This is a genomic window from Streptomyces sp. NPDC002055 (genome assembly GCF_040296705.1).
Taxonomy (GTDB): domain Bacteria; phylum Actinomycetota; class Actinomycetes; order Streptomycetales; family Streptomycetaceae; genus Streptomyces.
In genome coordinates this window covers 1-12,065 of sequence record NZ_JBEOXS010000057.1, presented here as the reverse complement: position 1 = coordinate 12,065, position 12,065 = coordinate 1, and the positions used below count along the sequence as shown (strand labels likewise).

8 protein-coding genes are annotated in these 12,065 nt (G+C 71.8%); 4 read left to right on the top strand and 4 right to left on the bottom strand.

The window, feature by feature from the left end:
• Positions 1-179: 179 nt before the first annotated feature.
• The 4 genes from ABT112_RS27715 (at position 180) to ABT112_RS27700 (ending at position 6,085) form a co-directional block, all read left to right on the top strand.
• Complete coding sequence (locus tag ABT112_RS27715) at positions 180-968, top strand: ATP-binding cassette domain-containing protein (protein WP_351514106.1); 789 nt, start codon at positions 180-182, stop codon at positions 966-968.
• The gene (locus tag ABT112_RS27710) at positions 965-2,278 is read left to right on the top strand and encodes a sugar ABC transporter permease (protein WP_351514104.1); all 1,314 of its coding nucleotides are present in this window, start codon (positions 965-967) and stop codon (positions 2,276-2,278) included. The genes ABT112_RS27715 and ABT112_RS27710 overlap by 4 nt, the downstream gene beginning before the upstream one ends.
• Positions 2,279-2,463: 185 nt before the next feature.
• A complete protein-coding gene (gene dxs / locus ABT112_RS27705) occupies positions 2,464-4,380 on the top strand; it encodes a 1-deoxy-D-xylulose-5-phosphate synthase (protein ID WP_351514102.1) in 1,917 nt (638 codons plus the stop codon).
• A gap of 193 nt (positions 4,381-4,573) precedes the next feature.
• Positions 4,574-6,085, top strand: coding sequence for an amino acid permease (locus ABT112_RS27700; protein WP_351514149.1), 1,512 nt, complete (start codon positions 4,574-4,576; stop codon positions 6,083-6,085).
• A gap of 169 nt (positions 6,086-6,254) precedes the next feature.
• Here ABT112_RS27700 and ABT112_RS27695 read toward each other — a convergent pair whose 3' ends face one another.
• The 4 genes from ABT112_RS27695 to ABT112_RS27680 form a co-directional block, all read right to left on the bottom strand.
• Positions 6,255-6,677 carry a PIN domain-containing protein gene (locus ABT112_RS27695; RefSeq protein WP_351514100.1) on the bottom strand — a complete coding sequence of 141 codons (423 nt, stop codon included), beginning with the start codon at positions 6,675-6,677 and terminating at the stop codon, positions 6,255-6,257.
• A gap of 200 nt (positions 6,678-6,877) precedes the next feature.
• Positions 6,878-9,004, bottom strand: coding sequence for a 3-hydroxyacyl-CoA dehydrogenase NAD-binding domain-containing protein (locus tag ABT112_RS27690; RefSeq protein WP_351514098.1), 2,127 nt, complete (start codon positions 9,002-9,004; stop codon positions 6,878-6,880).
• Positions 9,001-10,221 (bottom strand): thiolase family protein, encoded by a 1,221-nt coding sequence (locus ABT112_RS27685; RefSeq protein ID WP_351514096.1) that lies wholly within the window; start codon positions 10,219-10,221, stop codon positions 9,001-9,003. The genes ABT112_RS27690 and ABT112_RS27685 overlap by 4 nt, the downstream gene beginning before the upstream one ends.
• Positions 10,222-10,637: 416 nt before the next feature.
• On the bottom strand, positions 10,638-11,933 hold the full coding sequence (locus ABT112_RS27680; RefSeq protein ID WP_351514094.1) for an HRDC domain-containing protein: 1,296 nt from the start codon (positions 11,931-11,933) through the stop codon (positions 10,638-10,640).
• Between the last annotated feature and the right edge of the window lie 132 nt (positions 11,934-12,065).

Below are 12,065 nucleotides of genomic sequence, written 5' to 3'. Positions count from 1 at the left end.
CGTTGGGCCGACAGGCGTACGGCCCCCGGCCGTACGCCGGAAGCCCGTCCCGGCGCCCGCCCCGCCTCCACGCCACCGGCGGGGCGGCTGCCGGACAATCCCCGCGGTCCCCCTTCCTCCCCCGTCCACCGCGCACCGTTCCCCTGCGCGGCACCCCCGCCCTCCCGGCGGCGAAGGAGATGATTCACGTGTCCGCTACGCCCGTGCTGGCGTTGCGCGGGGTCTCCAAGCGGTTCGGCGCCGTCCAGGCGCTCACCGACGTCCATCTGGAGATCCACCCCGGCGAGGTGGTCGCCCTCGTCGGCGACAACGGCGCCGGAAAGTCCACCCTCGTCAAGACGATCGCGGGCGTGCACCCGATCGACGAGGGCGTCATCGAGTGGGAAGCCCGGCCGGTCCGCATCGACCGCCCGCACGACGCCCAGGAGCTGGGCGTCGCCACCGTCTACCAGGACCTCGCGCTCTGCGACAACCTCGACGTCGTCGCCAACCTCTTCCTCGGCCGCGAACTGCGCCGCGCCGGCGTCATCGACGAGGTGGCGATGGAGAAGCGGGCCAAGGAGCTGCTGGACACGCTCTCCATCCGCATCCCCAGCGTGCGCATCCCGATCGCGTCCCTCTCCGGCGGTCAGCGCCAGGTCGTCGCCATCGCCCGCGCGCTGATCGGCGAGCCCAAGGTCGTCATCCTCGACGAGCCCACCGCGGCCCTTGGCGTCGAACAGACCGCGCAGGTCCTCGACCTGGTCGAACGGCTCCGCGAGCGCGGTCTCGGCGTCATCCTCATCAGCCACAACATGGCCGATGTGAAGGCCGTGGCCGACCGCGTCGCGGTGCTGCGCCTCGGACGCAACAACGGTGTCTTCCCGGTCAAGGACACCTCCCACGAAGAGATCATCGCGGCGATCACGGGTGCCACGGACAACGCCGTGACCCGCCGTCAGGCGCGGACCGCGGAGGCGGCGACATGAGCGACACCGTCAAGGACCCGCTGCAGGACGACGGCAGCACCCCGGAGGACGGCGGCGCCGTCACCGTCGTCGACGACAGCGCGGCGCCCATCCCCGCCGTCGACCCCCGGCTGCTGGTCCGCGAAGAGGGCCTCAAGGGCTATCTGACCGAGTTCAAGCGGAAGGTGCGCGGCGGCGAGCTCGGCTCGATCCCCGTCGTCCTCGGCCTGATCGCCATCGGGATCATCTTCCAGTCGCTCGACGCGAGCTTCCTCGCCGCCGACAGCCTCAGCAACATCAGCATCTACATCGCCGGCCAGGGCATCATGGCCGTCGGCATCGTCTTCGTCCTGCTGCTGGGCGAGATCGACCTGTCGGTGGGCTCGGTCGCCGGTGTCGGCGCCGCCATCTGGGCGGTGCTCAGCGTCTCGCACGGCATGAACGACGGAGTCGCCGTCCTCGCCGCGATCGCCGCGGGCGCCCTGATCGGCGCCTTCCACGGCTTCTTCTTCGCCCGGATCGGCGTCCCGGCGTTCGTGGTGACGCTGGCCGGCTTCCTCGGCTGGAGCGGTCTGCAGATCTGGCTGATGGGCAGCGAGGGCAGCATCAACACGCCCAGCGGCAGCATCGTGGAGAACCTCACCAACTACTTCTTCGAGGACATCGCCGCCGCCTACGGGCTGGCCCTGGTGGCCGTGCTCGCCTACCTCGCCTCCATGCTGCTGGACACCCGCCGGCGGCGGGCCGCGCAGCTGCCCGCCCGCCCGACCAGCGAGATCGTGCTGCGGACGACCGTCCTGGCGGTGGTCGTGTTCGCCGCCGCCTACGAGCTCAACCAGTCGCGCGGCCTGCCGCTCGCCCTGGTGATCTTCCTGGCGGTCCTGGTCCTCACCGACTTCGTGGTCCGCCGCACCACCTACGGCCGGCAGATCTTCGCGGTCGGCGGCAGCACCGAGGCCGCCCGCCGCGCCGGTATCAACGTCGAGTGGATCCGGATCTCGGTCTTCACCATCGCCGGCACGCTCGCGGTGGTCGGCGGACTGTTCATCGCCAGCCAGTCCGGCGGCGCCACCAAGAGCCTGGGCGCCGGCAACGTCCTGATGAACGTGATCGCCGCGGCCGTCATCGGCGGCACCAGCCTCTTCGGCGGACGCGGCAAGATCTGGTCCGCGCTGCTGGGCATGCTGGTCATCCAGTCGATCCAGCAGGGTCTGAACCTGCTCGGCATGGCCAGCGAGATCCAGTACATGATCACCGGCGCGGTGCTGCTGGCCGCCGTCGTGATCGACTCGGTCTCCCGGCGGACCCAGAAATCGGCGGGCCGCACCTGACCGGCCGGCCCCGCCCCCGCACGTGCCCGGCGCCTCCTCGGCGCCGGGCACGTGCGCTTTATCACGTCTGCGCCATTCGCGTGACGTAGATCGCCACGGCCCCTCCCACGCCGCCACGGGCGGAAGATTAGACTCGTCGGACCGGCAAGGATCGACAGGCGAAACTCGACAGCAAGGAGGCACGGGTGGCGCTGCTGACCCGCATTACGGGACCGCGCGATCTGGACCGGCTCGGTCCGGAGCAGCTGGACCAGCTGGCGGGAGAGATCCGGACCTTCCTCGTCGACGCCGTCTCCAAGACCGGTGGACACCTGGGGCCCAACCTCGGTGTCGTCGAGCTGACCATCGCCCTGCACCGGGTGTTCGACTCCCCGCGGGACAAGGTGCTGTTCGACACCGGGCACCAGTCCTACGTGCACAAGCTGCTCACCGGCCGCCAGGACTTCTCCAAGCTCAAGAGCAAGGGCGGGCTGTCCGGCTACCCCTCGCGCGCCGAGTCCGAGCACGACGTCATCGAGAACAGCCACGCCTCCACCGTCCTGGGCTGGGCGGAGGGCATCGCCAAGGCCAACCAGCTGCGCAAGAAGGACGACCACGTCGTCGCGGTCATCGGCGACGGCGCCCTGACCGGCGGCATGGCCTGGGAGGCGCTCAACAACATCGCCGCCGCCAAGGACCGCCCGCTCGTCATCGTCGTCAACGACAACGAGCGCTCCTACGCGCCCACCATCGGCGGCCTCGCCAACCACCTGGCCACGCTGCGCACCACCGACGGCTACGAGCGCTTCCTCGCCCGCGGCAAGGAGGTGCTCAACCGCACCCCGGTCGTCGGCAGGCCCCTCTACGAGACGCTGCACGGCGCCAAGAAGGGCCTGAAGGACTTCATCGCCCCGCAGGGCATGTTCGAGGACCTGGGCCTGAAGTACGTCGGCCCGATCGACGGCCACGACCTGGAGGCCCTGGAGTCCGCCCTGCAGCGCGCCAAGCGCTTCGGCGGCCCGGTCATCGTGCACTGCCTCACCGAGAAGGGCCGCGGCTACCAGCCCGCCCTCCAGGACGAGGCCGACCGCTTCCACGCCGTCGGCAAGATCCACCCCGACACCGGTCTGCCGATCGCCGCCTCCGGCGCCGACTGGACCTCGGTCTTCGGCGAGGAGATGGTCAAGCTCGGCCACGAGCGCGAGGACATCGTCGCCATCACCGCGGCCATGCTCCAGCCGGTCGGCCTGGACAAGTTCGCCAAGGCGTTCCCGGACCGCGTCTACGACGTCGGCATCGCCGAGCAGCACGGGGCCGTCTCGGCCGCGGGCCTGGCCACCGGCGGCGTGCACCCGGTCTTCGCCGTCTACGCCACCTTCCTCAACCGCGCCTTCGACCAGGTCCTCATGGACGTCGCCCTGCACCAGTGCGGAGTGACGTTCGTGCTGGACCGCGCCGGGGTCACCGGCACGGACGGCGCGTCGCACAACGGCATGTGGGACATGTCGATCCTCCAGGTCGTCCCCGGCCTGCGGATCGCCGCCCCGCGCGACGCCGACCAGGTCCGCGCCCAGCTGCGCGAGGCCGTCGAGGTCGACGACGCCCCCACCGTGGTGCGCTACTCCAAGGGCGCGGTCGGCCCGGCGGTCCAGGCCGTGGGCCGGGTCGGCGGCATGGACGTGCTGCACAAGCCGGAGGACGCCTCCTCCGCCGACGTCCTCCTGGTCTCGGTCGGCGCCCTCGCCCCGATGTGCCTGGAGATCGCCGGTCTCCTCGACAAGCAGGGCATCTCCACGACCGTGGTCGACCCCCGCTGGGTCAAGCCGGTCGACGAGCAGCTGCCCGCCCTCGCCGAGCAGCACCGGGTCGTCGTCACCGTGGAGGACAACTGCCGCGCCGGAGGCGTCGGTTCCGCCGTCTCCCAGGCCCTGCGCGACGCGGGGGTCGACGTACCGCTGCGCGACTTCGGCATCCCGGCCCGCTTCCTCGACCACGCCTCCCGCAAGGAGGTCATGGCGGAGATCGGCCTGACCGCGCCGGACATCGCCCGCCAGGTCACCGGTCTCGTCGCCAAGCTCGACGGCCGCTACGAGGACGAGCCGGCCGAGGCCACCCGCGACTGACCTCGAACCGACGCACACCGGCACCGGGCCGGTCGGAGCACCTGACGGGTACTCCGACCGGCCCATTGCATGTGTCGCCCGCCGACTCCCTCGGGTGAATCCCCTTCTCCCTCCGGGTGTGGCCCCGGCCCTGCCGCCCGGGTGCGAGAACGTATCGCGGACGGCCAAGCGTGGAGGTGCGCCGGTGAGCAGCATGCAGGAACCCAGGAGCCGCGATGTGGGAGGCGGCGTTTTCCGGACCAAGACGGTCGAGCAGTCCATCCAGGACACCGAGGAGCCAGAGCACCAGCTACGCAAGTCCCTCTCCGCCTTCGACCTCATGGTCTTCGGCGTCGGTGTCATCATCGGCACCGGCATCTTCGTCCTCACCGGAGCGGTGGCGAAGGAGAACGCCGGACCCGCCACCGCCCTCGCCTTCGTGGCCGCGGGCATCGTGTGCGCCCTGGCGGCCCTCTGCTACGCCGAGTTCGCCTCGACGGTGCCGGTGGCCGGGTCCGCGTACACCTTCAGCTACGCCTCCATCGGCGAACTCCCGGCCTGGATCATCGGCTGGGACCTGGTGCTGGAGTTCGCCCTGGGCACCGCGGTGGTCGCCGTCGGCTGGTCGGGCTATGTGCGGTCGCTGATGGACAACGCGGGCTGGCACCTGCCCGACTACCTGTCCGGTCCCGACGTGGTGACGGAGGGCGTCGGCTTCGACCTGCTGGCGTTCCTGCTGGTGCTGCTGCTGACGGTGATCCTGGTCGTCGGGGTGAAGCTGTCCGCCCGGCTCACCGCCCTCGTGGTGGGCATCAAGGTGACGGTGGTGCTGATCGTCATCATCGCCGGGGCCTTCTTCATCGACGGCGCCAACTACGACCCGTTCATCCCGCCCGCCTCGGGGGAGGTCGCCGGCTCCGGCCTGGACGCGCCCCTGGTCCAGCTGATGTTCGGCTACGAGCCGACGACCTTCGGCTGGCAGGGCATCTTCACCGCGGCCTCGGTGGTCTTCTTCGCCTTCATCGGCTTCGACGTCGTCGCCACCACGGCCGAGGAGACCCGGAACCCGCAGCGGGACATGCCGCGCGGCATCCTCGGCTCGCTCCTCATCTGCACCGTGCTCTACGTCGCGGTCTCGATCGTGGTCACCGGCATGCAGAAATACACGGAGCTGTCGGTGGACGCGCCACTCGCGGACGCCTTCAAGGCGACCGGCCATCCCTGGTACGCGGGCGCCATCAGCTTCGGGGCGGCCGTCGGACTCACCACGGTCTGCATGATTCTGCTGCTGGGTCAGACCCGGGTGTTCTTCGCGATGAGCCGGGACGGGCTGCTGCCGCGGTTCTTCTCCAAGACCCACCCGCACTTCGGCACCCCGTACCGGCCGACGATCCTGCTCGGCTGCGTCATCGCCGTCATCGCGGGCTTCACCAGCATCTCCGAGCTGGCGACCCTGGTGAACATCGGCACCCTGTTCGCCTTCGTCGTGGTGGCCATCGGCGTGATCGTCCTGCGCCGCACCCGCCCCGACCTGCCCCGCGCCTTCCGCACCCCGTGGGTTCCGGTCCTGCCGATCCTGTCGGTCTGCGCCTCGCTCTGGCTGATGATCAACCTGCCGGCCGAGACCTGGGTGCGGTTCGGCGGCTGGATGATCCTCGGCGTCATCGTGTACTTCCTCTACGGGCGGAAGCACAGCCGGATGAACCCGACGTCGACGCGGCGCTGACGGCACCGCACCGCACACACCGCACGCGTGGGGCCCCGGGCAGCCGCCCGGGGCCCCACGCGCATGCCGGCATTGCTTCCGAGCCCTCCGAGCCCTCTCCGAGCCCTCCGACGGCCTCACGGGCCTCCTGACATCCCTCAGGAGGCGCCGCCCCGGACCTCCCCGGCGCTCAGTCCTTCTCCCGGGCCTCCGGGCGCACGGCACGCGGACCGGCGTACGCGGCCCCGTGTTCGGCCACCCGCCGGCGCAGCTCCCGGTCGGAGGTGATGACGAGCGTCCGCCGCCCCGAGGCCTCTTGGGCCACCTCCACGATCCGGTCGTCGCCGCTCCCGGACGCCGGCTCCACCCGGATCCCCGGTACCGACTCCACGTTCCGTGCCGCGCCCTCGACCACGAGCACCACGTCCACCGGAGTGTTCACGGCCCACTCGGGCACGTTCCGCGCCGGTGGCAGCCCCTCGGCCGCCACCCGGACCAGCCGGTCCCGCAGGCGTTCGGCGGCACCGTGCCGGTCCCGCCACCAGCCGTCCGGGACGGATCCCACCGTGTTGGCCGCGTCCACGATCACCAGGGGCCGTTCTGCCGTCTCCACGGAGCCAGCCTGTCACGGCCGTCCGCCGCCGCGCCCGCCCTTCGGCGTTCCCGGTGCGGCACAGCACGAAGGCGGCACAGAACGAATGCGACACAGCAGAACAGCAGACATGCCGCACAGCACGAAGCGCCGGGCCCGGCCCCCGCGAAAGGAGGGCGCGGGCCCGGCGCTTCAGCCGGACCGTGGGGTTCCCGCGGTCGTTACGCCGGGACGCTCGCGACGCCGAGCTCGAGGAACCGCTTGCCGTTCACCCGCTCCGAGACACCCTCGCGGTCCAGGTACGGCGTGATGCCGCCCAGGTGGAAGGGCCAGCCGGCGCCGGTGATCAGGCACAGGTCGATGTCCTGGGCCTCCGCCACGACGCCCTCGTCCAGCATCAGGCCGATCTCCTGAGCCACGGCGTCCAGCACGCGGGCGCGCACCTGCTCCTCGGTCAGGACGGTGTCGCCCTGCACCAGGAGGGCGGCGACCTCGGGGTCCAGCTCCGGCTTGCCGGAGTCGTAGACGTAGAAGCCGCGCTTGCCGGCCTTGACCACCGCGGCCAGGTTCTTGGAGACGGTGAACCGCTCCGGGAACGCGCCGTGCAGGGTCTCCGACACGTGCAGACCGATGGCCGGGCCGACCAGCTCCAGCAGCACCAGCGGGGACATCGGCAGGCCGAGCGGCTCGATGGCCTTCTCCGCGGTCACCACCGGGGTGCCCTCGTCGATGACGTTCTGGATCTCGCCCATGAAGCGGGTGAGGATCCGGTTGACCACGAAGGCCGGGGCGTCCTTGCACAGGACCGCGGTCTTCTTCAGCTTCTTCGCGACACCGAAGGCGGTGGCCAGCGACGCGTCGTCGGTCTGCGCACCGCGGACGATCTCCAGCAGCGGCAGGACCGCGACCGGGTTGAAGAAGTGGAAGCCGACGACCCGCTCCGGGTGCTGGAGCTTCGACGCCATCTCGGTGACCGACAGCGAGGAGGTGTTGGTGGCGAGGATCGCGTGGGCCGGAACGACCGCCTCGACCTCCGCGAACACCTTCTGCTTGACGCCCATCTCCTCGAAGACGGCCTCGATGACGAAGTCCGCGTCGCCGAAGGCGGCGGCCTTGTCGAGCGAGCCGGTGACCAGGGCCTTGAGGCGGTTCGCCTTGTCCTGGTTGACCCGGCCCTTGAGCAGCAGCTTGTCGATCTCGGCGTGGACGTAGCCCACGCCCTTGTCGACGCGCTCCTGGTCGATGTCGGTCAGCACGACCGGCACCTCGAGGCGGCGCAGGAAGAGCAGCGCCAGCTGGGAGGCCATCAGACCGGCGCCCACGACGCCGACCTTGCTGACCGGGCGGGCCAGGTTCTTGTCCGGCGCGCCGGCCGGGCGCTTGCCGCGCTTCTGCACCAGGTTGAAGGCGTAGATGCCGCTGCGCAGCTCGCCGCCCATGATCAGGTCCGCGAGGGCCTGGTCCTCGGCGTCGAAGCCCTGCTGGAGGTCGCCGTTCCTGGCGGCCTCGATGATGTCCAGCGCGCGGTAGGCGGCCGGGGCGGCGCCGTGCACCTTGCCGTCGGCGACGGCGCGGCCACGGGCGACGGCCTGGTCCCAGCCCTCACCGCGGTCGATCTCGGGGCGCTCGACGGCGAGTTCGCCGCGCAGCACCGAGGCGGTCCAGATCAGCGACTGCTCCAGGAAGTCGGCGCCCTCGAAGATCGCGTCGGCGATCCCGAGCTCGTGCACCTGAGCACCCTTGAGCTGCTTGTTCTGGTTGAGCGAGTTCTCGATGACGACCTTGACGGCACGGTCGGCGCCGATCAGGTTCGGCAGGATCGTGCAGCCGCCCCAGCCGGGCACCAGGCCGAGGAAGACCTCGGGCAGCGAGAACGCCGGCAGCGCCGCGGACACCGTGCGGTAGCTGCAGTGCAGACCGACCTCGACGCCACCGCCCATGGCGGCACCGTTGTAGTACGCGAAGGTCGGCACCGCGAGCGACGACAGCCGCTTGAAGACGTCGTGGCCGCCCTTGCCGATGGCCAGCGCGTCCTCGTGCCGCTTCAGCAGCTCGACGCCCTTGAGGTCGGCGCCGACGGCGAAGATGAACGGCTTGCCGGTGATCCCGACGCCGACGATCTCACCGTTCGCGGCCTCCGCCTCGACCTGGTCGATCGCGACATTGAGGTTGGCCAGCGACTGCGGGCCGAAGGTGGTCGGCTTGGTGTGGTCCAGGCCGTTGTCCAGGGTGATGAGGGCGAAACGGCCCGCACCCTGGGGGAGGTCGAGGTGGCGTACGTGCGCCTGGGTCACGACCTCGTCGGGGAACAGCTCGGCAGCTCCCTTGAGAAGTTCTGCGGTGCTCACTTGCCTGCCCCCTCGAAGTGCGGGTTCTCCCAGATCACGGTGCCGCCCATGCCGAAGCCGACGCACATGGACGTCAGGCCGTAGCGCACGTGCGGCTGCTCCTCGAACTGCCGGGCCAGCTGCGTCATCAGCCGGACACCGGAGGAGGCGAGCGGGTGGCCGAAGGCGATCGCGCCGCCGTACTGGTTGACGCGCGGGTCGTCGTCGGCGATGCCGTAGTGGTCGAGCAGGGCCAGCACCTGGACGGCGAAGGCCTCGTTGATCTCGAACAGGCCGATGTCGTCGATCGAGAGGCCGGCCTTGGCGAGGGCCTTCTCGGTCGAGGGGACCGGGCCGATGCCCATGACCTCGGGCTCCACGCCGGCGAAGGCGTAGGAGACCAGGCGCATCTTGACCGGCAGGCCGAGCTCCCGGGCCACGTCCTCGGCGGCGAGCAGCGAGGAGGTGGCGCCGTCGTTCAGGCCCGCGGCGTTGCCCGCGGTGACACGGCCGTGCGGACGGAACGGCGTCTTCAGACCGGCCAGGCTCTCCAGGGTGGTGCCCGGGCGCATCGGCTCGTCGGCGGTGGCCAGGCCCCAGCCGGTCTCGCCCGCCTCGGCGTTGGTGCGGCGGACGGACACCGGCACCAGGTCGGCCTGGATCTTGCCGTCGGCGTACGCCTTGGCGGCCTTCTCCTGGCTGCGCACCGCGTACTCGTCGGCGCGCTGCTTGGTGAGGTGCGGGAACCGGTCGTGCAGGTTCTCGGCGGTCATGCCCATGAACATCGCCGACTGGTCGACGAGCTTCTCGGACACGAAGCGCGGGTTGGGGTCCACACCCTCACCCATCGGGTGACGGCCCATGTGCTCGACACCGCCGGCCACGACGACGTCGTAGGCGCCGAAGGCGATGGAGCCCGCGGTGGCGGTGACGGCGGTCATCGCACCGGCACACATGCGGTCGATGGAGTAGCCGGGCACGGACTGCGGCAGACCGGCGAGGATGCCCGCGGTGCGGCCGAGGGTCAGGCCCTGGTCACCGATCTGGGTGGTGGCGGCGAGCGCCACCTCGTCGATGCGCTCGGCGGGCAGGTCCGGGTTCCGGCGCAGCAGTTCGCGGATGCACTTGACGACGAGGTCGTCGGCCCGGGTCTCGTGATAGATGCCCTTCGGGCCCGCCTTGCCGAACGGGGTGCGGACGCCGTCGACGAAGACGACGTCCCTAGCGGTACGAGGCACTTGGCTCTCCTCCTGATGCGGAACGGGCACGGTGCTGCCTGCGGCGGCTCTCACCGCCATGCTACTTGCGGGTAACCAGCCTGCCCAGTCCTGCCGCCCGGAGCGGTACAGATCACAGTCGACGCGCCGTCGGAGCCGCTCGTCCGGACCCCTCGGAGCGGCGGAAACGGAATCCCGCGCCCCGGCCCTTGGGGCGCCCCGGAAGGCCGGACGGCCGGAGGGGTGAAGAGTCGGCGGGGCCCGGATTGCCGGAGGGGGAGTGGCCGGCGGGGCCCGGACGGCCGGAGCGATGAACGGCGGCGGACGCGCGGACGGCCGGAGCGATGACGGGCGGCGGGCGCCTGGACGGCCCGAGGGGGCGACGCCGTCCGCGTCGCCCCCTCCGGGACATTCCTGCGCCGCGCCGGGCGGCTCGATCAGACCGCGGTGATCGACAGCGCTCCCGCCAGCAGCGGAGCCGTCTGCTCGATCTGCCAGGGCCGGGCGCCGTGCGCGGTGAGGAAGGCCGAGACCGCCTCCACCGTCGGCTCCGCAGGGGGCTCCCAGCACAGCCGGCGCACGGTGTCCGGGGTGATCAGGTTCTCCTGCGGCAGGTCGAGGCTCTCCGCGAGCGCCGTCACCGCGGCCCGCGCGGCCGAGAGCCGGGAGGCCGCCGCCGGGTCCTTGTCGGCCCAGGCACGGGGCGGCGGCGGTCCGGCGACCGGCTGCCCCGGCTGGGGGAGCTCCGCGTCGGGCAGCGCCCGGGCCCGCTCCACCGCCGCATGCCACTGGTCGAGCTGCTTGCGCCCGATCCGGTTGCCGAAGCCGGGCAGCGCCGCGAGGGCCTGGGCGTCGGCGGGCAGCGCGAGGGCGGCCTCCACGATCGCCGCGTCGCCCAGCACCTTGCCGGGCGAGACGTCCCGCCGCTGGGCGATCCGGTCCCGGGCGGTCCACAGCTCCCGGACCACGGCCATCTGCCGGCGGCGGCGCACCCGGTGCATGCCCGAGGTGCGGCGCCAGGGATCCTTGCGGGGCGGGGCCGGGGGCGCGGCGGCGATGGCCGCGAACTCCTGACGGGCCCACTCCAGCTTGCCCTGCTCCTCCAGCTCCTCCTCGAGGGCGTTCCGCAGGTCCACCAGCAGCTCCACGTCGAGCGCGGCGTAGCGCAGCCAGGGCTCGGGGAGCGGGCGGGTGGACCAGTCGACGGCGGAGTGGCCCTTCTCCAGCGCGTAACCGAGCACGTTCTCGACCATCGCGCCCAGACCGACGCGGGCGAAGCCGGCGAGCCGGCCGGCCAGCTCGGTGTCGAACAGCCGGCTCGGGCTCATGCCTATTTCGCGGAGGCACGGCAGGTCCTGGGTGGCGGCGTGCAGCACCCACTCGGCGTCGCCGATCGCCTCGCCCAGCACCGACAGCTCGGGGCAGCCGACCGGGTCGACCAGGGCGCTGCCCGCGCCCTCCCGGCGGAGTTGGATGAGATACGCGCGCTGCCCGTAGCGGTAGCCGGAGGCGCGCTCCGCGTCGACGGCCACGGGGCCGGAGCCGGCCGCGAAGGCCGCGACCACCTCGGCCAGCGCCTCGGGGGTCGCGGTGACCGGGGGAATGCCCTCTCGGGGCTCCAGCAAGGGGACCGGCGCGGGGAGGTCCGGACGGGATGTGGCAGCTGCTGGTGTCGCAGCGCCGCCGGGGATGCGCAGTGTGCGGTCTGCTGCGGTCTCTTGGGCGTCGGTCACCGGTCAAGGGTATCCGTGGATGCGAGGCGCCCGCCGACGGAACGTTCCGTCGGCGGGGGGCCGGGGGGGGGGGGGGAGGGTATTATTGCGGTGCGGCTGGGGGACCCCCCCCAGCCGGCCCCGGCCCCCGGG